This window comes from Streptomyces sp. NBC_00569 (assembly GCF_036345255.1).
Lineage (GTDB): Bacteria > Actinomycetota > Actinomycetes > Streptomycetales > Streptomycetaceae > Streptomyces.
Genome location: NZ_CP107783.1, coordinates 461,923 through 483,482 on the forward strand (window position 1 = coordinate 461,923; position 21,560 = coordinate 483,482).

At 70.4% G+C, this 21,560-nt stretch carries 22 protein-coding genes; 8 read left to right on the forward strand and 14 right to left on the reverse strand.

The features are described from left to right. Nucleotides 1–75: 75 nt before the first annotated feature. Nucleotides 76–801, forward strand: coding sequence for a response regulator transcription factor (locus OHO83_RS02120; protein ID WP_330278510.1), 726 nt, complete (start codon nucleotides 76–78; stop codon nucleotides 799–801). Then, on the forward strand, nucleotides 794–1,876 hold the full coding sequence (locus tag OHO83_RS02125) for a sensor histidine kinase (protein ID WP_330278511.1): 1,083 nt from the start codon (nucleotides 794–796) through the stop codon (nucleotides 1,874–1,876). The genes OHO83_RS02120 and OHO83_RS02125 overlap by 8 nt, the downstream gene beginning before the upstream one ends. Nucleotides 1,877–2,120: 244 nt before the next feature. On the opposite strand, the gene OHO83_RS02130 is transcribed toward OHO83_RS02125, so the two are convergent. The 3 genes from OHO83_RS02130 to OHO83_RS02140 form a co-directional block, all read right to left on the reverse strand. Further along, nucleotides 2,121–2,468, reverse strand: coding sequence for a cyclophilin-like fold protein (locus OHO83_RS02130; protein ID WP_323187082.1), 348 nt, complete (start codon nucleotides 2,466–2,468; stop codon nucleotides 2,121–2,123). Between the two features lie 200 nt (nucleotides 2,469–2,668). Beyond that, a complete protein-coding gene (locus OHO83_RS02135; protein WP_330278512.1) occupies nucleotides 2,669–3,334 on the reverse strand; it encodes an SDR family NAD(P)-dependent oxidoreductase in 666 nt (221 codons plus the stop codon). A 155-nt stretch (nucleotides 3,335–3,489) separates the two neighbouring features. Further along, entirely contained in the window at nucleotides 3,490–4,506 is a 1,017-nt protein-coding gene (locus OHO83_RS02140; RefSeq protein ID WP_266679501.1) for a zinc-dependent alcohol dehydrogenase family protein, read from the reverse strand. Nucleotides 4,507–4,759: 253 nt separating this feature from the next. Here OHO83_RS02140 and OHO83_RS02145 point away from each other — a divergent pair, with 253 nt between their 5' ends. Beyond that, a complete protein-coding gene (locus tag OHO83_RS02145; protein ID WP_330278513.1) occupies nucleotides 4,760–5,650 on the forward strand; it encodes a helix-turn-helix transcriptional regulator in 891 nt (296 codons plus the stop codon). Nucleotides 5,651–5,965: 315 nt separating this feature from the next. Then, nucleotides 5,966–6,280: a hypothetical protein gene (locus OHO83_RS02150; RefSeq protein ID WP_266679497.1), complete on the forward strand. Its 315-nt coding sequence runs from the start codon at nucleotides 5,966–5,968 to the stop codon at nucleotides 6,278–6,280. A 177-nt stretch (nucleotides 6,281–6,457) separates the two neighbouring features. On the opposite strand, the gene OHO83_RS02155 is transcribed toward OHO83_RS02150, so the two are convergent. After that, the gene (locus OHO83_RS02155; RefSeq protein ID WP_330278514.1) at nucleotides 6,458–6,877 is read right to left on the reverse strand and encodes a (2Fe-2S) ferredoxin domain-containing protein; all 420 of its coding nucleotides are present in this window, start codon (nucleotides 6,875–6,877) and stop codon (nucleotides 6,458–6,460) included. Continuing rightward, on the reverse strand, nucleotides 6,874–8,850 hold the full coding sequence (locus OHO83_RS02160) for a heavy metal translocating P-type ATPase (protein ID WP_266679493.1): 1,977 nt from the start codon (nucleotides 8,848–8,850) through the stop codon (nucleotides 6,874–6,876). The genes OHO83_RS02155 and OHO83_RS02160 overlap by 4 nt, the downstream gene beginning before the upstream one ends. A 94-nt stretch (nucleotides 8,851–8,944) precedes the next feature. Between OHO83_RS02160 and OHO83_RS02165 the strand changes: the two genes are divergently transcribed. Next, a complete protein-coding gene (locus OHO83_RS02165) occupies nucleotides 8,945–9,331 on the forward strand; it encodes an ArsR/SmtB family transcription factor (RefSeq protein ID WP_266679491.1) in 387 nt (128 codons plus the stop codon). A gap of 190 nt (nucleotides 9,332–9,521) precedes the next feature. On the opposite strand, the gene OHO83_RS02170 is transcribed toward OHO83_RS02165, so the two are convergent. After that, entirely contained in the window at nucleotides 9,522–10,166 is a 645-nt protein-coding gene (locus OHO83_RS02170; RefSeq protein ID WP_330278515.1) for a TetR/AcrR family transcriptional regulator, read from the reverse strand. A 173-nt stretch (nucleotides 10,167–10,339) separates the two neighbouring features. Here OHO83_RS02170 and OHO83_RS02175 point away from each other — a divergent pair, with 173 nt between their 5' ends. Next, nucleotides 10,340–11,302, forward strand: a complete 963-nt coding sequence (locus tag OHO83_RS02175; protein ID WP_266679487.1) for a zinc-binding dehydrogenase — start codon at nucleotides 10,340–10,342, stop codon at nucleotides 11,300–11,302. 36 nt (nucleotides 11,303–11,338) lie between these two features. Then, the gene (locus OHO83_RS02180; RefSeq protein ID WP_330280839.1) at nucleotides 11,339–11,524 is read left to right on the forward strand and encodes a hypothetical protein; all 186 of its coding nucleotides are present in this window, start codon (nucleotides 11,339–11,341) and stop codon (nucleotides 11,522–11,524) included. A gap of 638 nt (nucleotides 11,525–12,162) precedes the next feature. Here OHO83_RS02180 and OHO83_RS02185 read toward each other — a convergent pair. Next, nucleotides 12,163–13,134 carry an SDR family NAD(P)-dependent oxidoreductase gene (locus tag OHO83_RS02185; protein ID WP_266679485.1) on the reverse strand — a complete coding sequence of 324 codons (972 nt, stop codon included), beginning with the start codon at nucleotides 13,132–13,134 and terminating at the stop codon, nucleotides 12,163–12,165. 586 nt (nucleotides 13,135–13,720) lie between these two features. On the opposite strand from OHO83_RS02185, the gene OHO83_RS02190 reads away from it, so the two are divergent. Continuing rightward, the gene (locus tag OHO83_RS02190; RefSeq protein ID WP_266679483.1) at nucleotides 13,721–14,299 is read left to right on the forward strand and encodes a dihydrofolate reductase family protein; all 579 of its coding nucleotides are present in this window, start codon (nucleotides 13,721–13,723) and stop codon (nucleotides 14,297–14,299) included. Between the two features lie 281 nt (nucleotides 14,300–14,580). Here OHO83_RS02190 and OHO83_RS02195 read toward each other — a convergent pair whose 3' ends face one another. The 7 genes from OHO83_RS02195 to OHO83_RS02225 form a co-directional block, all read right to left on the reverse strand. Further along, complete coding sequence (locus tag OHO83_RS02195) at nucleotides 14,581–15,249, reverse strand: response regulator (RefSeq protein ID WP_266679481.1); 669 nt, start codon at nucleotides 15,247–15,249, stop codon at nucleotides 14,581–14,583. Then, nucleotides 15,246–16,505, reverse strand: a complete 1,260-nt coding sequence (locus OHO83_RS02200; RefSeq protein WP_405638206.1) for a sensor histidine kinase — start codon at nucleotides 16,503–16,505, stop codon at nucleotides 15,246–15,248. The genes OHO83_RS02195 and OHO83_RS02200 overlap by 4 nt, the downstream gene beginning before the upstream one ends. Nucleotides 16,506–16,599: 94 nt before the next feature. Beyond that, entirely contained in the window at nucleotides 16,600–17,460 is an 861-nt protein-coding gene (locus OHO83_RS02205; RefSeq protein ID WP_266679477.1) for an ABC transporter permease, read from the reverse strand. Next, nucleotides 17,457–18,395, reverse strand: a complete 939-nt coding sequence (locus tag OHO83_RS02210) for an ABC transporter ATP-binding protein (protein WP_330278516.1) — start codon at nucleotides 18,393–18,395, stop codon at nucleotides 17,457–17,459. The genes OHO83_RS02205 and OHO83_RS02210 overlap by 4 nt, the downstream gene beginning before the upstream one ends. A 191-nt stretch (nucleotides 18,396–18,586) precedes the next feature. Further along, on the reverse strand, nucleotides 18,587–19,666 hold the full coding sequence (locus OHO83_RS02215) for a sodium-dependent transporter (protein ID WP_330280702.1): 1,080 nt from the start codon (nucleotides 19,664–19,666) through the stop codon (nucleotides 18,587–18,589). Nucleotides 19,667–19,940: 274 nt separating this feature from the next. Next, nucleotides 19,941–20,777, reverse strand: a complete 837-nt coding sequence (locus tag OHO83_RS02220; RefSeq protein WP_266679473.1) for an undecaprenyl-diphosphate phosphatase — start codon at nucleotides 20,775–20,777, stop codon at nucleotides 19,941–19,943. After that, complete coding sequence (locus OHO83_RS02225; RefSeq protein WP_266679471.1) at nucleotides 20,774–21,412, reverse strand: phosphatase PAP2 family protein; 639 nt, start codon at nucleotides 21,410–21,412, stop codon at nucleotides 20,774–20,776. The genes OHO83_RS02220 and OHO83_RS02225 overlap by 4 nt, the downstream gene beginning before the upstream one ends. Nucleotides 21,413–21,560 lie beyond the last annotated feature (148 nt).

The window sequence follows — 21,560 nt, forward strand, 5'->3', positions numbered from 1 at the left end:
GGCAGCGGGGTGTTGCCGGCACGTATGCGGTTTTCGATACGCCGACGATATGCGCCGGCTCGTAGCATCGACACCATGCGTGTGTTGATCGTCGAGGACGAACCTTTCATGGCAGAAGCCATCCGCGATGGCCTACGCCTGGAAGCGATCGCGGCCGACATCGCAGGCGACGGCGGCACCGCTCTGGAACTGCTCGACATCAACGACTACGACATCGCCGTCCTCGACCGCGACATCCCCGGACCTTCCGGTGACGAGATCGCCCGACGCATCGTCGACTCCGGCAGCGGCATGCCGATCCTCATGCTCACCGCAGCCGACCGTCTCGACGACAAGGCCTCCGGGTTCGAACTCGGCGCCGACGACTACCTCACGAAACCTTTCGAGCTCCGCGAACTCGCGCTCCGGCTCAGAGCTCTCAACCGCAGACGTGCGCACAACCGACCTCCCGTCCGGGAGATCGCGGGTCTGCGGCTGGACCCGTTCCGCAGAGAGGTCTACCGGGACGGCCGCTACGTCGCGCTGACGAGGAAGCAGTTCGCTGTGCTCGAAGTCCTCGTCGCTGCCGAAGGCGGTGTCGTCAGCGCCGAAGAACTACTGGAACGGGCATGGGACGAGAACGCCGACCCGTTCACCAACGCCGTGCGCATCACCGTCTCGGCACCGCGCAAGCGCCTCGGCGAACCCTGGATCATCGCCACCGTGCCAGGCGTCGGCTACCGCATCGACACACCACAAGGGGCTGCCGGACGCGAGAGGGGAGCCCGTGGATCCGGACACGAGGGAGGTGCCCGTGGATAGAGCCCCTGGGCTGAGCGTTCGCCTCAAACTCACCCTGAGCTACGCCGGATTCCTCATGGTTGCCGGCGCCCTGCTGCTCCTGGCGGTGTGGGTGTTCCTCAATCGTGTGGTCCACCCCGGGCTCATCATCATGCCCGACTATCGCTACGCCGTCCTGCGCACCTTCGCCCCCACGGCAGCCGCGGTACTGGCGTTCCTGCTGGTGTTCGGTCTCCTGGGAGGATGGATCCTCGCCGGCCGAATGCTCGCCCCACTGACCCGGATCACCGACGCCACCCGCCTGGCCACGAACGGATCACTCTCCCACCGGATCCGACTGCCGGGCCGCAACGACGAGTTCCGCGAACTCGCCGACGCCTTCGACACGATGCTCGCCCGGCTCGAAGCACACGTCGCCGAAACGCAGAGATTCGCCGCCAACGCCTCTCACGAGCTGCGCACCCCGCTGGCGATCTCGAAGGCACTTCTCGACGTGGCCCGCATCGACCCGAACCACGGCACCGCCGAACTCATCGACCGCCTCCAAGTCGTCAACACCCGAGCCATCGATCTCACTGAAGCGTTGCTCCTGCTCAGCCGCGCCGACCAGCGGTCCTTCACCCGAGAACCGGTCGACCTGTCCCTCATGGCGGAAGAAGCCACCGAGACGCTTCTCTCTCTCGCGGAAAAGCACGGCGTCACCATCGAGACCCACGGCGACATCACCCCCACGATCGGATCGCCGACGCTCCTGCTGCAGCTCACGACGAATCTCGTGCACAACGCGATCGTCCACAACCTGCCTGAACAGGGCACTGTGTGGGTCAACGCCAGCGTCCGCCCCAGGACTGTGGTGCTCACGGTCGAAAACACCGGCGCGACGCTCACCCCAGAGCTGGCCGCGACGCTCACGGAACCATTCCAGCGCGGCACCGAGCGCATGCGCGCCGACCACGCAGGCGTCGGCCTCGGCCTGGCCATCGTCAAGACCATCACCCAGGCACACGACGGCACACTCACCCTCACCCCGCGCGCAGCCGGCGGGATGCGCATCACTGTGGAACTACCTGCGCCGGCCCCGTACACCGGCAGGTAGCGGATCCGGAAGGTGACGCGCCGGGGGGACGCCGAGGCGTACCAGTCAGCGCTTCGGCAAGTGGTCAAGGTCGCCGTCCGCGGGCGCGATCCCGGCGCTCGCGTCGCCGACTGAGCACACCACTCAGCCGCACCGGCTCTCCCACACCTCCGCGTCTCCCGACCACGGCGCTTCGCGCAACAGGCGGAGCCGTAAGGGGCGTTCCGGCTGCTGAAGGCATGTTCCGTACGAGTGGCCGGTGGGGTCAGGAGGCCGCTTCGATGGTGATTCGGTCCGCCCCTGCGAGCCGGTCGGCATCGGCGTCGATGTGGCCGACGATGAGGAGGTCGGCGGAGGCGGAGTCGCCGTCGCGGTGGAAGAGCGCCAGGTTGCCCCAGGGTGAGTAGTAGGCCAGGTCGCCGGCCTTGGGCGCGGCAGGCTCGGGAGCAGCGGCCGTGTTCAGCTTGCGCGGCGGGTAGCCGATCCGCTCCGTCCCGTGGAAGTCCTCCAGGTCCAGGGTGAGCGGGAGCAAGGTGGCAAGGTCGCGGGCGGGAGGGCTGTCGTTCAACGTGGCGTCGACGGGCCGGCCGTCGAGGGTGAGCCTGATGTCCATCGCGTTGGTCCTGTCGGAGCTGGACGGGGTGGCGGATGCCAGTGCCTTTTGCCGCCCCGAGGGCACCGGGGAGGCGGCGGACGACGAAGAAGTTTCTGGTGCGTCGTCGGAGCAGGCGGTCACAGCCGGCAGCAAAGCGGCTGCGGGGGCGGCGCGGATCGGGGCACGAAGGGCCGAGTTCATGGGCGGCGTCCAGGCAGTCAGTCTGGCAGCGGCTCGGCGAAGTGCCGGAAGCCACAGCGCTCGGCGTGCAAGGCGTACAGGCGCTCGGCCAGGGCCTCGGGGCTGGAGTGCTCGGCGTCGGGACGGATCGCACCGGGGATGATCAGCTGGGCGGCGTGGATGCCCTCCTCGGCGAGCGCGTCGTGGAGCATGCGCGCGTAGGCGCTCTCGGCGGCGAATGCGATCGAGGTGCCGGCCCGTTCCGGGTGCGGGCGCACGGCGCTGCCGCCGTTGACGAAGAGCAGGGTGCCGCGGCCGAGCGCCCGCATGCCGGGCAGGACCGCGTTGACGCACGTGACCGGGCCCTTGACGGAGAAGCCCAGCGGGGCGTCGAGGTCGTCGGCGCGGGTGTCGAGGACCGGCTTCATGAAGTCGGCGCGGGGCACCGGGCTGTACTGCAGGATCTCGATCGGTCCGAGAGTCTCGGAGGCGGCCTCGAGGGCTGCGCTGAGGGAGCCGGGGTCGAGTACGTCTGCGGCGAAACCGCGGGCGGGAACGCCGTCACGGCTCAGTTCGGCCGTCAGAGCGTCCAGGTGCTCGACGTTGCGGGAGATGAGCGCGACGCTGTGGCTTGCGATTCCGAAGCGGCGGGCGGTGGCCAGTCCCAGGCCGGGGCCGGCGCCGACGAGGGCGAATGTGGTCACGGTGAGTCCTTCGCGGGGCGTTTCGGGGCCGTGCTGTAGACGTCCGGCCCGGGGCGGGTGTGTGTGGGGGGCGAGGGTGGTGTGTATGGGGGCAGGGCGGTGTGTGGGGGCAGGGGGGTGATGCGTCGAGGGTTGAGGCGGTGATGCGTCGGGGGTCAGGGCGTGAGGAGGGCCTTGATGGCGCGGCGTTCGTCCATCGCCCGGTAGCCCTCGGCGACCTGATCCAGGGGCAGCGTGAGGTCGAAGACCTTGCCCGGGTTGATCCGGCCGGTGAGGACACGGTCGATGAGGTCGGGCAGGTAACGGCGCACGGGGGCGGGACCGCCGCGCAGGCCGACGTGGGAGAAGAACAGTTCCTGCCCGTCGATGGCCACCTCGTGGGGAACACCGACGAAACCGACGTTGCCACCGGGCCGCGCCGAGTGCAGGGCCTGCCGCATGGCTTCGGCGGTGCCGACGCATTCCAGGACCGAGGCGGCGCCGATCCCGCCGGTGAGGTCCTTGACCCGGGCGATGCCTTCGTCGCCGCGCTCGGCGACGATGTCGGTGGCTCCGAACTCGCGCGCCAGGTTCTGGCGGGGCTCGTGACGGCTCATGACGATGATCCGCTCGGCGCCCAGTTCCTTGGCGGCGATCACACCACACAGGCCGACCGCGCCGTCCCCGACGACCACTGCGGTGGAGCCGGGCCTGACCTCGGCGGCCAGCGCGGCATACCAGCCCGTTCCCATCACGTCGGAGACCGCCAGCAGGCCGGGCAGCAACTCGTCGGCCGGGTGCTCATCGGTGGCGACCAGGGTGCCCTGGGCGTTGGGGATGCGGACGTAGTCGGCCTGGCAGGTGCTCATGAACTCACGGTGCAGGCAGTTGGACTGCCAGCCGTTCCGGCAGTTCGCGCAGGTGTTGTCCGACGTGGCGAACGAGCCGACGACGAACTGGCCGGGCTCCACCGAGGTGACCTCGCTGCCGACCTCCTCGACGAAGCCGACGTACTCGTGCCCCATCGGGTGCGGGTCGCCGATCGTCTCCGCACCTCGATACGGCCACAGGTCCGAACCGCATACGCAGGTGACGGCCGTACGGATGATCGCGTCGGTCGGATGGAGAATCTTCGGGTCGTCGAGCGTCTCGAAACGCACATCGCCGGGGGCATGGATCACTGCTCCGCGCATGAGGGGTTCCTAACGTGCTGGGCATCCGGTGCGGTGCGGTACCGCCGGACGCCGAGTGCAGTTGCCTGCCCGGACAGGACCCGCTGCGGTCCACAGGCCCGGGGCCTGGCACTCCCTGCCGCCGCTGTGACGGCGGTGCAAGGAAGTGCCACGTCATCCAGGTAACCGCCACTCCACGCGCGCAGCGAGGCACCGTCGAAGGGTGTACCGCTGGTACACCCCTACGGCGGCGTGCGGGACGTACCGTCGAGGTGTGGACAACCGTCAAGAGGTCCGCGAGTTTCTGACCTCGCGGCGAGCAAAGATCACCCCTGACCAGGCGGGGATGCCCTCCGGGTCCCGGCGCCGCGTCCCCGGCCTGCGACGCAGCGAGGTCGCGGCCCTGGCCGACGTCAGCGTCGAGTACTACGCCAAACTCGAGCGCGGCAACCTCGCCGGCGTCTCACCGGCCGTCCTCGAAGCCGTCGCCCGCGCCCTTCAGCTCGACGACGCCGAACGGGCCCACCTCCTCCAACTGGCTCAGACAGCCGACGGCAGCGACGCTCTGACACGCCCGCGACGCCGGCGCGCCAAGGACCGGTGGACGCCGCACCGCAGCCTGCAATGGACCCTGGACGCGATCACCGCGGGGCCCGCCTTCGTCCGCAACGGCCGCATGGATCTCCTCGCCACCAACCAACTCGCCCGCGCCTTCTACAGCGACGTCTACGGCAGCGCACTCAGCCAGAGAAACCTCGCCCGCTTCAACTTCCTCGACCCCGTCTCGCGGCGCTTCTACCCCGACTGGGACACCTTCGCCGACACCTGTGTCGCCATCCTGCGCACCGAAGCCGGCCGTAACCCCCACGACAAGGAGCTGCACGACCTCGTCGGTGAACTCTCCACACTCAGCGAGGAGTTCCGCACACGCTGGGGCGCCCACGACGTCCGCCACCACGGCACCGGAACCAAACGCTTCCACCATTCGGCCGTCGGCGAGCTCACCCTCGCCTTCGAAGGGCTGGAGATGGCCGCGGAACCCGGCCTCACCCTCACCATCTACACCGCCGAACCAGGGTCCGCTTCTGAAGAAGGTCTGCGACTTCTCGCCACCTGGGCCGCCACACAGGAAGCCGGCTCCCCCACGAAACAGACATCCGGCTGACCGCCCTCTCACCGCCTTCAATCCGACGCTTCCGCACCGAACACCGGCGCCCACGAACTCGCGCGGCGCCCACCTGCCGGCTCCACTCATGAGCTGTGACCGAAGTCGTACGCAGATTTGTCAGGCACCTGTGGCGGTGGTAGCGGCGTATCGGACCGTTCACGAGACTCGACAGCGCCCCAGGCCCCATGCCGCACGCGGCAGCCTTCGATCCCAATGACCCGACCGACCCGCCTGTCGCTCATGTCGCCACACGCCCCCGCGCGAAACCCGCTCCCCCGCGTGCCCGCCGCCGCTTCCTCCTACGCTCGGCACATGACCGAGAACGAGATCGAGCTCAAGGCCATCGCGGCGCTCACGGCCCTGCGCGGTGGTGTCAGCGCAGACTACGTCTCCGACCTGCTGGGCGAGGTCATTCCGACGCAGTACCTCGTCCCCGACACCGAAGACGCGGCAGAGGTGGGTCTCGCCGTGCTGAACCAGCTCTCCGAACCGCTGAGCGCCCTGATCAAGGGCTTCGTGATGGCCTTCGAAACGGTCGCGGACGCGTACGACCAGATGGACCCTGATACGTCCACCGAGGCCATCCTGCAAGCGCTCGCACTCGAGATCGCACGCAACTCCGACTGACCGGCGAACGGTGTCGGCCGTGTCGTGAAAGAGCCGCACCCCGCCGCAGGGGTGGTTCCGCTCGGGAATGGGTGTCTTCATGCGGCAGACGGCGCAGTCGACACGGGTGCGGACCTGAGGGTGGGACGTAGTGTGCGCTTGCTTCCAGTTGGGCGAGGCGTCGAATCCATCCGCGAGCTACTCGTCGTGGAGTTCGGCGCGTACGCGGCGGGAGGGGTTGAAGGCGTAGAGGTCGAGGATGCCGGGTGGTTCGGTGAGGCCGGGGCCGCCGCCCTCGATCCAGGCGGTGATGTCGGCGGTGGCGTCGGGGTCGTTGACCAGGCCCAGCCAGAGGGGGCGCCCGCCGGCCTTGCGCCCGGCCGTGGACGGTTGCACGACGATGACGTTCGCGCGCTCGCAGGCGTCGAGGCAGTCGGTGACCCGAACGGTCGCGGTGCCACCCAGGGCGCGTCGCAGATCGCGGAGTTGGGCGGTGTGGTCGAGTCCGGGGACCTTGGGGCTGCCGCAGCAGCAGCCGCGGCAGACGGTGACCGTGGGCCGGGGTGCTGCCGCTCCGGGTACCGGGTCGGGAGCAGCACGGCGGGAGCGTCTGGTCACGCTGTGCCTCCTCGGACGGGGTTCTTCCAGGCCGCTTCGCGCAGCAGGCGCAGGCCGTTGAGCCCGACGATGACGGTGGATCCTTCGTGGCCGGCGACGCCGAGCGGCAGCGGAAGGGTGGCGATGAGGTCCCAGACCACGAGGGCGGTGATGAACACGCCGGCGATGACGAGGTTCTGGAAGACGAGGCCCCGGGCGGCGCGGGAGAGGGAGACCACGGCGGGGACGGTGGCGAGTTCGTCGCGGACGACGACGGCGTCGGCGGTCTCCAGGGCGAGATCGGAGCCGGCCTTGCCCATGGCGATGCCGGTGTGTGCGGCGGCCAGGGCCGGAGCGTCGTTGACACCGTCGCCGATGACGAGCACCTTGCGGCGCTCGCTCTCCCATTGGCGTACGGCGGCGACCTTGTCCTGGGGAAGGAGTCCGGCGCGGACGTCGGTGATGCCGACCTCGGCGGCCAGACGGCGGGCGGCGCGGGCGTTGTCGCCGGTCAGCAGGACCGGCGTGCGGCCGGTGAGCTCGGTGAGTGCGGCGACGGTGGCGGCTGCGTCCGGACGAAGCCGGTCCGCGATGCCGATCACGCCGACCGGGGTGTCGTCCCGCAGGACCAGCACCGCGGTCTGACCGGCGTCCTCCGACTCCGCCACAGCTGCGGCCTCGGGTCCAATGGCGGCGGGCAGCAGGCGGCCGGGGGATCCGACCTGGACCGTGTGACCGTCGATGGTGGCGCTCACTCCCCTGCCGGGGACGGAGCTGAAGTCGAGCGCTTCGGGCAGCGGGAGACGACGTTCGCGGGCGGCTTCGACGACGGCTCGGGCGAGCGGGTGCTCGCTGGGGTGTTCGGCCGCTGCCGCCAGCGCGAGCAGCGTGTCCTCGCTCAGGCCGGTACCGGGAAGTGGGCGGATGCCGGTGACGCGTGGGGTGCCTTCGGTCAGGGTGCCGGTCTTGTCGAGCGCGACCGCGTCGACCTGGCCCAGGCGCTCCATGACGACGGCGGACTTGGCCAGGACGCCGTGGCGGCCCGCGTTGGCGATCGCGGACAGCAGCGGCGGCATCGTGGAGAGCACCACCGCGCACGGCGAGGCGACGATCATGAAGGTCATCGCCCGGAGCAGCGCGGGCTGGAGCGCGGAGCCGAAGGCGAGGGGGATCGCGAAGACGGCTAGGGTGGCGATGACCATGCCGATCGAGTACCGCTGCTCGATCTTCTCGATGAACAGTTGGGTGGGAGCCTTGGTCTCGGAGGCTTCCTCGACCATCTTCACGATCCTGGCGATCACCGAGTCCGACGGGTCGCGCCCGACGCGCAGGCGCAGGGCGCCGGTGCCGTTCACCGTGCCGGCGAACACCTCGTCCCCGGCCGCCTTGGCCACCGGCAGGGGCTCGCCGGTGATGGTGGACTGATCGACGTCGCTGACGCCGTCCAGGACCTGGCCGTCGGCGCCGACGCGCTCGCCGGGCCGCACCAGGATCAAGTCCCCGACCTCCAGGTCCTCCGCGGCGACGGTCTCCTCACCGCCGTCGGACAGCAGCCGCGTGGCCGTGACCGGCGCAAGGTCGAGGAGACCGCGTACGGAGTCCGCGGTACGCGCCGTCGCGACGGCCTCCAAAGCGCCGGAGGTCGCGAAGATGACGATGAGCAGAGCCCCGTCGAGAACCTGCCCGATGGCGGCGGCCCCCAGAGCGGCGACCACCATCAGCAGATCCACGTCCAAGGTCCTGTCCTTGAGAGCCTTCAGGCCCGCCCACCCCGGCTCCCAGCCGCCTGTGACGTAGGTGGCGGCGAACAGCGGCGCCCACGTCCACACCGGGGCATCGAGCAGCTCGAGCGGGAGGGCGACAAGGAACAGGACCAGTGCGGCCAGCGCCCATCGGGCCTCCGGCAGCGCCAGCACCCGTGTACGCCGCCGGGCGGCTGCCGGGCGCGGCCCGGGGACAGCCGGCGCAGCCCGCTGATCCAGGACAGAAGACATGACGGAACAACCCTTCACGGGCGGATGGAGCAAGAGCTTCCACCATACAGGAACACCTGAATAGGTCTTCATATGTCATCGCTATGATGTCCGCATGGGCCACGGATCCGACACTGCCAGCAGCGCCACCACCCGCGAGCGCCTCGACGCCGTCGGCACCGCCGACGTCGCGGCGACCCTCCAGGCCCTCGCCACGCCCTCGCGGCTGTACATCCTGGCCCGCCTCCAGGAAGGGCCCTGTTCGGTGAGCGACCTCGCCGAGGCCGTCGGCATGGAAGCCTCCGCCTGCTCGCACCAGCTGCGCCTGCTGCGCAACCTCGGCCTGGTCACCGGTGAGCGCCACGGGCGGTCGATCGTCTACGCCCTCTACGACAACCACGTCGCCGAACTCCTCGACCAGGCGCTGTACCACGTCGAGCACCTGCGGCTGGGAGTTCGGGATGCCCCTGCCCTCACCCCCGAGCCGCTCGCCGCCGACTGAGGCGACCGAGGACGGGGCGGTCCACCGACGAACCCGCGCCCAAGCCCCACACCGCCGGACGTCAGATCGGCACGGGCACCGCGGCCGAGCTGACGCAGATCGCAGACAACCAGCCTCTCCCCACCTGGCCGCGGCCAGTGACCGATCAGGCTGCCAACTGCAAAGGCCGACAGGGCTGCTGACGAGAGGGTCACGGTGTGATCGGTGCATGCGGGAGCCGCAGGCGTGGAGCCGGAGGCAGCGGCGCAGGCACTTTTCCCTCTTGTACGGCACGGAACGCCTCGATCATGTAGGCGGCGAAGCGGCGGGAGGCCGTGAGCCGGGCGGCATACGGCGCGTCTTGGACGCCCCGATGGGCCATGAGCATCAGGATCAGGTCGTCGACGACGAAGCCGGGGCGCAACTGGCCGGTCTCCTTGGCACGGCGGGCCAGTTCGGCGACCGCGCGCAGCATCCCTTCTCGGTCGGCGGCGAAGTCCATGGCCTCGGGGAAGGCCGTCATGAAGGCGTCGGCGAATCCCCGGCTGGAGGCGTGGAGTTCGCAGATCTGCTCGACCAGGCCGCGGAATCCGCGCCACGGGTCCGAGTCCGCAAGGGCGTCACGGACAACCGTGTGGCAGGCTCGCCGCTGCTCCGCGAAGGTTTCCGCGATCAGGGCCTGCTTGGTCGGGAAGTGCCGGTACAGCGTGGCGGGGCCGACGCCTGCTTGCCGGGCGACCTGACGCATGGGCGCGTTCAGCCCCTCCTCGCCGAACACGGCGCGGGCGGCATCGAGGATGCGTGCACGGTTGTCCCGGGCGTCGGAGCGCGCAGCATGAGGCAAATGGCCGGTCATGGTTTCTCACTTTAGCCAAGCGGACGGGTGCGTCCGTTACGGTCCGGTTGCGGTGGTGCCGCCCTGGCCCGGCACTCTGCCGTGGCGCCTCGGCGTGGTGCCGTCTTGCCGTTCACGACCGCTGCGGCCGCACCCCGTTCATCCAGATCCATCCACCGACCAGAGGAGCCGAGATGAAAGCCGTTGTGATCAGGACGTTCGGAGATCCGGATGGCCTGGAGATCGTGGACTTGCCGAAGCCCGTCCCGGCACCGGGGCAGATGCGGATCGCTGTGGAGGCGATCGGGGTGGGCGGCGTGGATGCCGTGATCCGCCGGGGAACGCTCGCCGGATACGGCTTCCGGGAGGGCCACCTCCTCGGCAGCGAGGTCGCGGGAAGCGTCACCGCGGTGGGAGAGGGTGTGGACGCCTCGTGGACGGGGCGGCGGGTGTGGGCGTTCACCGGCCTTTCCGGTGGGTACGCCGAGGAGGCCGTCGCCGCGGTCGAGGATGTCCTTCCGCTGCCCGACGGCCTGGACGTCGCCGACGCGGTGACTCTCGGCGGCTCCGGCGTGGTCGCCCACTTCGCCCTGGACCGGGCCCGTTTCGCGTCCGGCGAGACGGTGCTCGTGCGCGGCGCGGCGGGCAGCATCGGGATCACGGCGGTCCAGCTCGCAGCCAGGGGCGGCGCGGGCGCGGTGGCGGTCACCACCTCATCGGCGGAGCGCGGCGCCCGCCTGCGGGACCTGGGCGCGACCCATGTCCTGGACCGCTCTGGGGAGGGCGGCCCGGACGCGCCGTCGTCCTACGACGTGGTGATTGATGTCGTGGGAGGCCCCCAACTGCCGCTTTTCCTGGACCGGTTGAACTCCAACGGGCGGTTCGTCGCCGTCGGCGTGGTCGGCGGGCAGCCGCCGGCGGACTTCGGCACGCGGCTGATGGATGCCTTTCGCAGGTCGCTGTCGTTCGCCACCTTCAGCTCCGACACCGTGCCCGGTCCCGAGAGGCAGGCCGTGCGGTCGTCCCAGTTCGCCGATGCCGCACGCGGAGACCTGCGCACGACCGTGCACGAAGTGTTGCCCCTGGACCAAGCGGCTCTGGCCCACCGGAAGATGGATGCGGGCGAGGTGTTCGGCAGGGTCGTGCTGACCCCCTGACCGTTGGGGTCGTGCTGACCCCCTGACCGTTGGGTCGTGCTGAGCCCGTGGCGCGGACTCTCCCGCCGCAGCCACTTGGGCGTCATCTACGACTCCCACTCCGCAGCCCCCGAGAACGGCCGAGAGGCCGCACCGTCGTTCGGGACTGAGCACGGGGTGCCGTACATGGTGTACGAGGCGGGCGAACGGCTGGCAGGGTCGATCGCGGTCGCACGGGGCTGACCCGGGGGAGCCCGCGATGACAGCTCACGCGGGACGGGAGGGCTTCAGGACCACTCGAAGGTTTCCACCACTGCGGTGGAGCCACGGGTACGTGGCTCCACCGCGCGGCCCGGCAGACTTTAGGGGTGCGCGCTTTACTGGTGGACGTCGATCACACCACCGGCGCTGAGCGCGATGTACACGCCGTTGGCATCGAGCCCGGCGTCGCGCTGGTTCGCCTCGACCGTGGCGGCCGGTGCAGTGCGAGGCGGGCATTTCGGTCCGCGTGCCGCTCCGGGCCTTGTCCGTACCGGACTTGGCGCCACTGGGCGTGCCACCGTCACCGGTGGAGGAGGCGGATTCGGAGACACTCTTCTCCGAATCCGCAGGCGGCGTCCTTGCCCCCGCTCTGGCAGGCGGTCAGCGAGAAAGCGGTGACGGCCGGTCGAGCGGACGGTACGGCGAGCACGGCGACTGGTCATGGGTGTATCCCCCGTGCGAACCACGATGCGGCACGTCCGCCTGCTTCCGCACGGCGACCGGCAGGATCTGCCGTTCGGTACACCCCGTGAGGTGGCACCCGGGCGGGAGTTGATCATCGTGTTCTGTCCGCACTTGGTGACAAGGAATCCGGGCGCCGCCGCTCGAACCCCCCGTCTTCAGGCGGCGAACGCGTCCACGCCGGTCAGTTCGGCGGACAGTGTCCACAGGCGGGCGGCCTGTTCCGGGTCCGTGGCCCACTCCTTGACGCCGACCCGGGTGCCGTCCGCCGGGGCGGGCTCGGCGATGTCGCAGTCCTCCAGGTAGACGCCGCCCATTCCGTTCAGTTGGGGGGAGGTCGCCGCCCACACCTGCGTGGCCGCACCCTGCTGCGGTGTCTTGAAAGCATCGGGATAGAGCAGGTTGCCGTCCTCGTCGATCCAGCCCCGCTCGACCATCTCCTGCTTCGGCAGATGCCGCTGAAGGGGAGTCAGGATGCCGCCAGGGTGCAGCGAGAACGCCCGCACGCCCCGGTCCCGGCCGAGGCGGTCGAGCTGCACGGCGAACAGCGCGTTCGCCGTCTTGGCCTGGCCGTACGCCTCCCACTTGTCGTAGCCGTTGCGCCAGTGGACGTCGTCCCAGCGGACGGGCGAGGCATGGTGGCCGGTGGAGGAGACCGAGACGACGCGGGCGCCACCCGGCTCGATCGCCGGCCACAGGCGGTTGACGAGGGCGAAGTGGCCGAGGTGGTTGGTCGCGAACTGGGCCTCCCAGCCCGGTCCGACCCGGGTCTCGGGGCAGGCCATGATCCCCGCGCTGTCGATGACGATGTCCAGAGGCCGGCCCGTGGCGAGGAACCCCTCGGCGAAGGCGCGCACGCTGTCCAGGTCGCCGAGGTCGAGTTCGGCCACCTCGACACCGTCGATCCCGGCCAGGTTCTCCTGCGCCGCGCCGACCCGGCGGGCCGGGACCACGACGCGGGCACCGGCCTTCGTCAGTGCGCGTGTGGTCTCGATGCCGATGCCGGAGTAGCCGCCCGTCACCAGGGCGAGCCTCCCGGTGAGGTCGATGCCCTCGAGGACGTCATCGGCGGTGCTCCGGGCACCGAAGCCCGAACCGATCTTGTGTTGCGGAGTGCTGTTGTCGCTCATGACCGCACGCTACGAATTGGAGTGCACTCGAAGTCAAGCTCGCCCCGCGGCGGCGGTCCCGACAGGCCCCGATCGAGGAACCAGCCCCCACCGGACGGCCGATTCGTGTCCCCGCCCGAGATCCCGTCACACCGTGCGGCCCGACTCTCCGCCACCCCTGACCACCCCGTACGTCACCAAGGACAGCAGTGGAGATCAGCGGCGCGCAAGCGGTGTCCACGCGCCAACTCCGGCGCTCAAGAGGCCAGGCCAGGCACTCGGATACCGACTGGAGCGCTCTGCCACGCTCACCGACGATCCGGCGGTGACTCGTAGCGACAGGTGGCCATTCATAGCGGTGGTCGGCCCCTGTGACACGGCACCAGGAGTGGGCGAGGGAACGTCAGGACCCGTGGGGCGGCGTGCCATGCTCTTCTTCTCGCCCGCTGTGCCGCCGATCCCGCTGACCTTCCACCTTCGTGGCCGTGGTCAAGGCTGTGGGGCCGCATCGGGGCGGCCGACCCCGTCAGTCCAAGGGCGATGAGTCTCGCTGTGGTCGCCGGTCTGTATTCCCAACACGCGATCAACCGCACTTGAGGAGCGCATCATGACCGCTGCCTACACCTTCGACGTCTTCTCCAGCCTGGACGGCTTCGGCGCCGCCGGTGGCGACTGGACCGGCTACTGGGGCAAGCAGGGCCCCGAGCTCCTCGACCACCGCCTCGGCCTGTACGACGAGGAGCAGCGGATGGTCTTCGGGGCGAACACCTATCGGGCGTTCGCGCAGATGCTGGCCTCGAGCACCGAGGATTCCGACGTGCGCGACCCATGGGTCACACGGATGAGGAGCCTGCCGGCAACGGTGGTGTCGACCACCCTGGAAGGGCCCCTCGACTGGCCTGACGCGACCGTCGTGAGCGGCGACGCCGTCGATGTCGTCGCCCGGCTCAAGGAGGAGTCCGAGGCACCGCTGCGCTCGCACGGCAGTCTGTCGATGAACCGGGCCCTGATGGCCGCCGGTCTGGTGGACCGTGTCCAGGTGACGCTCTTCCCTGTGATCACCGGTCGGACCGGGCTGGAACCGATCTTCCAGGGTGCGGCCGACTTCGACCTCGAGCTGATCGACCACCGGACGCTCGACGGCCACATCCAGGAGCTCGTCTACCGGCCCACCCTGCATCCCTGAGTCCCGCTGAGGAACCCGGCCCACAGTGACAGCGCGATTGTGGCACTCGCAGGGCAGGACCAGGCCCGCACAGCCGTCACCGGGTGTCTGGCGGCCACCGCGACTCCATGGCTGCCCCCTTGCGGAGTGGGGCCCCGGTGCTGATGGGAGCGGGTGCGTGGTTCCACGACCCCGGCCCCGTCACGATGCGGACCCACCGACCGGGCGGCGTCGTCCGGATCTCCCGGTCGTCGGTCCAGTCGTGAGGTGAGCGATGCGATCGGCGCCGCCGGCCCGTCGGATCAGCACCCATGAGGCCGGGCCAGGCCGTGGTCGTAGGCGAAGATCACCGCCTGGATGCGGTCGCGGGCGCCGATCTTGGACAGGACGCGGCCGACGTGCGTCTTGACGGTGGACTCCGACAGGACGAAGCGGGTGGCGATCTCTCCGTTGGTCCAGCCTTTGCCGACGGCGACGAGGATCTCGCGTTCGCGGTCGGTGAGGGAGCTCAGCTTCGGCTCCTCGTCCGACCCGTTCGCGCGGGGTGGCACGAGTCGGGCGAACTCGTACAGCAGGCGGCGGGTGAGTGCCGGAGCGATCACCGCGTCCCCGACGGCGACGGCACGGATGCCGGCCAGGAGTTCCTCGGGGCGGGCGTCCTTGAGGAGGAAGCCGCTGGCTCCGGCGCGCAGAGCCGCGTAGACGTACTCGTCGAGGTCGAAGGTGGTCATGACGAGGACGCGGGAGCGGTCGCCCGTGGCGACGATGCGGCGCGTGGCCTCGATGCCGTCCATGCCCGGCATGCGTACGTCCATGAGGACGACGTCGGGTCGGAGTTCGGCGGCCTTGCGCACGGCGTCGGCTCCGTGCGTGGCCTCGCCGACCACCTCTGTCTCGGGCACTGAGTCGAGGAGCATGCGGAGCCCGTACCGCTGGAGAGGCTGGTCGTCGACGACGAGCACGGTGGTCATCCGGCACCGCCTTGGGGAGCGAGGTCGAGTGCGGCCCGCACCGTCCATCCCGCGCCGGCGGGACCGGCGCTGACGTGTCCCCTGTAGAGAGCGACTCGTTCCCGCATGCCCACCAGGCCGTGTCCTTCCTCGTTCGCCGGTCCCCGCCGGCCGGCCGGAGCGGCTGGGCCGGAGTCCTGGACGGTGATGGTCAGCCGCGTGTTCTCGACGACGATCGCCAGGTTCGCGCGCGAGTCCGCGCCTGCGTGCTTCAGCGTGTTCGTCAGTGCCTCCTGCACGATGCGATAGACGGTCAGCTGCACGCCGCTGTCGAGGGCGTCGACGTCACCGCCGGTACGGTAGATCACGTCCAGGCCGGCGGCACGGACCCCCTCGCACAGCGCGTCGATGTCCGCGAGCCCGGGCTGCGGGCTCAGCTCGGGCTCGGTGCGCGGGCCGTCCGCCTCGCGCAGCACGCCGAGCAGGCGCCGCAGTTCCCCGAGGGCCTGGCGTCCGGTGTCGCCGATGAGGTGCAGGGCCTCCCTGCCCTGTTCCGGCGCGACGGTTGTGGCATAGGCACCCGCGTCCGCGAGTGTGACGATCACCGACAGGTTGTGGCCGACGATGTCGTGCATCTCGCGGGCCACCCGCGTCCGTTCGGCCGCGACGGCGAGCCTGCCGCGCTGGTCGCGTTCTATCTCCAGCCGGGCCGCACGGTCTCGCAGGCCGGCCAGCTGAGCCCGCCGGATCCGGATCATCAGGCCGAGCGCGAGGGCCGCGGTCGCCGTGCTGAGGAGAAAGAAGAGGGCGTCCCATACCGACACCGCCGGCGAGACCCGCACCGCGACCAGGCCCACCGCACCCGCCATGACCGCGCATGCCCACGGCAGCTGTCGCAGCCGCCCGTGCAGGGCCAGGCTGTACAGGGCGACGAAGAGGGCGACATCCGCGCGGAGGGCTGCACCGAGACACCACTGCAGGACGAACACGGCCGTGACCGCACCGAAGGCCGCCGTGGGCGATCGCCGCCGCCACAGCAGCGGCAGCACCAGCCCGGCCTGCAGGGCCAGCATGCCGACCGTGGGGAGCTGGACGAACGCCACGCGCAACCGGCGCGGACCGTCGCCGCCCCCGGCGCCCCCCTGCAGCAGATCCGGCAGGCAGCACACCAGGAAGACCAGGACCACCACCACGGTGTCCGACACCCACGGACGGGCCCGGTCGGCGTGCCGGAGCCACTCGCCGCCCCGGCCGAGCCGGGCGACCAACGGCCCCATCCCGCAGAGGTCTTCGGTGGTCACGGAGTTCACCAGCCCTTGATGGGGGTCCGGTCCAGGATGCGGGTCCGTCCCCTGATGCGGAGGCAATGTCTCAGGCGTCGCTGCGCAGCAGCCGGTACGCCGCTCCGGCCAGCGCCAGTGCTGTCCAGCCGAGGAGGACGAGGAGCCCGGCTCCCGGCGAGAGGGTGGTGGAGTCGTGGGCCACGGCGAACATCGACGCGCCGGCGTGGCTCGGGAGGTAGGGGTCGAGGTCGCCCTGCCACGAGCTCGGCAACAAAGTGATCAGTCCGGGGACGAGCATGAGGGCGGCGACAAGTACCGAGATGCCGCCGGCCACGGACCGCAGCAGCGCGCCCAGGGCCGTGCCGATCACACCGACCAGACCGAGGTAGAGGCCGGCGCCCAGCAGGCTGCGTACGACACCGAAGTGGCCGAGGTCCATGGCGGCGGGCGTGCCGGAGACGATCCGGCTTCCGGCGAGGAAGGCGACGAACGCGCCGACGGTGGCAACCACCAGCGCGACCAGCCCGTACACCGCCGCCTTGGACCACAGCACGGGGAGCCGGCACGGCACCGCGACGAGGGTCGAGCGGATCATGCCGGTGGCGTACTCCCCCGCCGTGATCAGCACACCGAGTACGCCGAGGGCCAACTGGGCGAAGTTCGTGCCGAAGAGGGACAGGCTCACGGCCGTCGCGGAGGCGAAGTCGCCCTCCATGGGACGGCCGGAGCCGAGCCCGGACTTGTAGTGGCTCGCGGCGATGACGCCGAAGGCGACGAGGAACAGCAGGCCCAGTCCCAGGGTGATCCAGGTCGAGCGCACGGACCAGAGTTTGGCCCACTCCGAGAGCAGCACACCCCGTCCGGTCACGCGGTAGACGGGCCCGGCCGGAGCGGCCTGCGCGGACTCGGGGGTATCGGGGGTGTCGGGGGTTGCCGTGAGAGTGCTCATGCTGCGCTCCCGGAGGGGTCGGCGTCGGTCGTGGAACCGTGGTACTCCACGGCGTCCCTGGTCAGATCCATGAAGGCTTCCTCCAGCGACACCGTCTTCGCGGTCAGTTCGAACAGCGGGATTCCGTGCTCGGCCGCCCTCAGCCCGATCTCGCGGGCGGTCATCCCGGTCACCTGCAGTTCCTCGGAGCCGACGCGGCCGATGACCTCCACGCCAGGACCGGACAGCACGTCCCGCAGCCGGGTCGGGTGCTGCGTCGCGACCTTGACGGTGCCACCGCCCGCCTCGCGGACGAGGTCCCGTACGGTCGTGTCGGCCAGCATCCGTCCCCTGCCGACGATGATCAGGTGGTCCGCCACCAGTGCGACCTCGCTCATCAGGTGCGAGGAGACGAACACCGTCCGTCCCTCGGCCGCGAGGGAGGTCAGCAGATTGCGGATCCAGAGCACTCCCTCTGGGTCCAGACCGTTGACGGGCTCGTCCAGCATCACCGTCTGCGGATCGCCCAGCAGCGCGGCGGCGATGCCGAGCCGCTGCCCCATGCCGAGGGAGAAGGCACCGGCCCGCTGGTGCGCGACGCTGCCGAGACCGGCCAGTTCGATGACCTCGTCGACGCGGCGGCGCGGAATGCCGTGGGTGAGCGCGAGCGCCCTGAGGTGGTTGCCTGCCGAGCGGCCCGGGTGGATCGACTTGGCCTCCAGGAGCGCTCCCACCTCCTGCAGGGGCGCCTGGTGGCGGGCGTAGCGGCGGCCGTTCACCGTCACGGAGCCGCTCGTCGGCGCGTCGAGCCCGACGATCATGCGCATGGTCGTGGACTTGCCCGCGCCGTTGGGTCCCAGGAATCCGGTGACCGTGCCCGGCTTCACGGTGAAGTCCAGATCGTCGACGGCTGTCTTCTCCCCGTACCTCTTCGTGAGCTGCTGTGCGTCGATCATCGGCTTCTCTCTCTTTCGGACTGCGCTGTTCGACACGCCTGACGCCTCCTCCGCAACGCTAAGACCGCGATGGCCCCGATCCCGTGGTACCGGGGGCTGAAGGGGGCCGGTCGGGTGGTACCGGGGTACTACGCGCCCCAGCCATGTGGGCACGGAGCGACTCTGCGGCTGCCGTCCCGGCCGACCGCTGGTCAGGAGGCGTGAGCCGTCGGGTGCGAGCCGAGGGCACGTAACCGCTGTCCCCGTACCACCCGGCCGGCGGCCGTCTTCTGCAGCAGCCCGTAGGCCAGGACCGGCAGGAGCAGATGTGGTTTGTCGGGCAGCGTGGTGGTGATCAGGACCGCGCTCGCGCTGCTGTTGTTCATGCCGCAGGCGAGCGTGAGGGACGACGCCGCGGGAGCGTCCAGTCCCAGCAGACGCGCCGCTCCGCGACCGACCGTGAACGACAGCAGGCAGACGCTCGCCGCCACGGCCAGTGCGGCGGCGAGCAGCAGCGGACGCGGGTGGGCCAGGAACGAGCCGAGGGCGCCGCAGGCATTGACGTAGGTGAGGAGGAATGAACCGACCAGGGCAACGGGTACGCCGACGCCGAGCACCCGGCGCAGCCACGGCGCCGGCAGCGCCAGGCGGCACACAATGCCTGCCGTGCACGGCAGGACCACTCCGACCAGGGCGAATCCCCCGTCGCCGGCGTGCAGGGCCCGGGTGAGCGCGTCGGCGTAGCCGCCTCGGAGCAGCGGCACCAGGGCACCGGCGACGAGGGGGATGGTGAGCGGGCTGAGGAGGGTGGACGCGAGGACGAGCCCGACCATGGTCGGCTGGTCACCGGCTCCCTTGCCGGTCCACACCGTGGCTCCGGCGGCGACGGGCATGGCCACGATCAGGATCATCGCGGTGACCAGGCCGCTGCCCCCGTCGGTGTCGGGCGTCCGCCGCAGCAGGAACGCCACGACGGGGATGGCGAGGAGCGGAATCGCGAGGTGCAGAACGAGCCCGGCCAGCAGGGGGATCGGACAGCGCAGCAGGGTCCCCAGCGCACGTAGCGGCACCTGGAGTCCGGCCGAGAAGAGCACCAGGGAGAGCAGCAGCGGTGCGGTGGTCAAGGACAGGTGGCCACTCGCGCCGAGGGGCAGCGAGTGGGCTCGGCGCAGCCACAGTCCGGGGCCCGGGAGGAGCAGGGCGGCCGCGTAGGACAGGACGACTCCGCGGCCGAGCCGGCGTCGTAACCAGTCGGTCGCCTTGTCGGACCGGGCAGCGCTTCGGGTGTTCAGGGCGGCCTTCTTCCGTCGCAGGAGCAGAGGCGGGAAGGAAGGCCGGTATGCGCCGGGCCACGCAGTTGTTCATCCGCCCACTGTGCTCCCCCAGGGCGGGGTGGTGCGTGCCGTGCCGCACGGCATTCAGGATGCGTTCAGGTGTCCGTCGGCACGGACGGTGCCGTCACGCCGTGCGGCTCACACGTTCCTCCTCGACGGCTACCGCGGCGGTGCCATCGCTGTGCCGGCTGCCCGGCACGGCGACGGCCGGCGGCGCCGCACCGTGGCCTGTTCAGGCGTTGAGGACTCCGGCGCCCAGAAGGGCGAACAGGAGGACGCCCACGACGATCCGGTAGATCACGAAGGCGTTGAAGCTGTGCCGGGCGACGTACTTGAGCAGCCACGCGATGGACGCGTACGCGACGATGAACGAGACCACGGTCCCCACGATGAGAGGCGCGGTGTCCGCACCGGCCCCGACGGCATCCTTGAGCTCGTACACGCCGGCGCCGGTGAGCGCGGGGATGCCGAGGAAGAAGGACAGGCGGGTGGCGGCGACGCGGTCCAGATCGAGGATGAGCCCGGTGGACATGGTGGCCCCGGACCGCGAGAAGCCGGGGAAGAGAAGGGCGAGGATCTGGGAGGAGCCGACGAGCATGGCGTCCTTCAGGCTGGTGTCGTCCTCACCACGCTTGTGCCGGCCCATCTGGTCGGCGGCCCACATCAGTCCACTGCCGACGATCAACGACGCGGCCACGACCCAGAGCGAGGCGAGCGGGCCCTCGATCAGAGGCTTGGCGGCCAGCCCGACGACGACGACGGGAATGGTGGCGTAGATGACCCACCAGGCGAACTTGTAGTCGTGGTGATAGCGCTGGTCACGGTGGCGCAGGCCGCGTCCCCATGCGCCCAGGATCCGGACGATGTCCTTGAAGAAGTAGAGCAGTACCGCGGCGATGGCGCCGACCTGGATCACCGCGGTGAACGCGACGACGGACTTGTCGTCCACCGGGATGTTCATCAGCCCTTCCGTGATCTTCAGATGGCCGGTGGAGGAGACGGGCAGGAACTCCGTCACTCCCTCCACCACGCCCAGGATCACGGCCTGTCCGATGCTGATGGCGCTCACGTGTACTGCCTTTCCATCGAGAGTGCGTGGTCGGCCCGGCGCCGCCACAGAAGAACAAGGAGTGTCGCCGACGCCGCCCAGCAGGCGGCCAGCAGCCATCCGGCCGCGACATCGGTCGGCCAGTGCATGCCGAGGTAGACACGGGTGAGGCCCACGGTGGTCGCCCAGATCGCGGGGACGGCGAGCAGGATCGGCCGCACTCGGCCCTGCACCCTGCGGTGCACGGCGAGGGTGAGCAGGAGGGCGACCACCATGGACGTCGTGGTGTGGCCGGAGGGCATGGACCATCCGCCGGCTTGAGCCGCCCAGTCCGCGGCCGGCGGTCTCGGCCTTGCCAGTGCCGAGGCCAGTGCCATACGTGGCAGTTGCGCGGAGGCCAGGGCGAGTACCCCCGCGAGGGCGCCTCGCCAGTAGGTGGTGCGTTGCGCGAGTGCCCCGGCCAGTGCCGCCAGCGCGTAGGCCGGCGCGCCGCTGCCGGTGTCGGTCACGACGGTGGCCAACTGCCGTGCCCAGGGCGGACGGTGGTCGAGCACCCACCCGTGCACGGCCGTATCCAGCGCGAAGGGCGACGCCCGTGTCGCGACCGCGGCGAACAGGGTCCCGAGCAGGACACCGCACACTGCCAGGACTGTCACGGCAGGCCACCACGGCATGCTGTCGCGCCGAGGGCTGTGGGCAGACGAAGAGGGCATCAGGCATCCTGTGAGCGGGGTCCACCCCACGCAGGGACGTGACAGCGGGGCCGGCGGACACATTGTCTTCTATTCGCGAATAGAAGATACG

Bases quoted from the DNA above. Each gene is read 5' to 3' on its own strand.
- OHO83_RS02165 (WP_266679491.1), top strand. From the start codon at position 8,945: ATGGGCCACGGATCCGACACTGCCAGCAGCGCCACCACCCGCGAGCGC.
- OHO83_RS02170 (WP_330278515.1), bottom strand. From the start codon at position 10,166: ATGACCGGCCATTTGCCTCATGCTGCGCGCTCCGACGCCCGGGACAAC.
- OHO83_RS02120 (WP_330278510.1), top strand. From the start codon at position 76: ATGCGTGTGTTGATCGTCGAGGACGAACCTTTCATGGCAGAAGCCATC.
- OHO83_RS02150 (WP_266679497.1), top strand. From the start codon at position 5,966: ATGACCGAGAACGAGATCGAGCTCAAGGCCATCGCGGCGCTCACGGCC.
- OHO83_RS02205 (WP_266679477.1), bottom strand. From the start codon at position 17,460: ATGAGCACTCTCACGGCAACCCCCGACACCCCCGATACCCCCGAGTCC.
- OHO83_RS02200 (WP_405638206.1), bottom strand. From the start codon at position 16,505: ATGGGGCCGTTGGTCGCCCGGCTCGGCCGGGGCGGCGAGTGGCTCCGG.
- OHO83_RS02195 (WP_266679481.1), bottom strand. From the start codon at position 15,249: ATGACCACCGTGCTCGTCGTCGACGACCAGCCTCTCCAGCGGTACGGG.
- OHO83_RS02140 (WP_266679501.1), bottom strand. From the start codon at position 4,506: ATGCGCGGAGCAGTGATCCATGCCCCCGGCGATGTGCGTTTCGAGACG.
- OHO83_RS02185 (WP_266679485.1), bottom strand. From the start codon at position 13,134: ATGAGCGACAACAGCACTCCGCAACACAAGATCGGTTCGGGCTTCGGT.
- OHO83_RS02160 (WP_266679493.1), bottom strand. From the start codon at position 8,850: ATGTCTTCTGTCCTGGATCAGCGGGCTGCGCCGGCTGTCCCCGGGCCG.
- OHO83_RS02130 (WP_323187082.1), bottom strand. From the start codon at position 2,468: ATGGACATCAGGCTCACCCTCGACGGCCGGCCCGTCGACGCCACGTTG.
- OHO83_RS02210 (WP_330278516.1), bottom strand. From the start codon at position 18,395: ATGATCGACGCACAGCAGCTCACGAAGAGGTACGGGGAGAAGACAGCC.
- OHO83_RS02175 (WP_266679487.1), top strand. From the start codon at position 10,340: ATGAAAGCCGTTGTGATCAGGACGTTCGGAGATCCGGATGGCCTGGAG.
- OHO83_RS02190 (WP_266679483.1), top strand. From the start codon at position 13,721: ATGACCGCTGCCTACACCTTCGACGTCTTCTCCAGCCTGGACGGCTTC.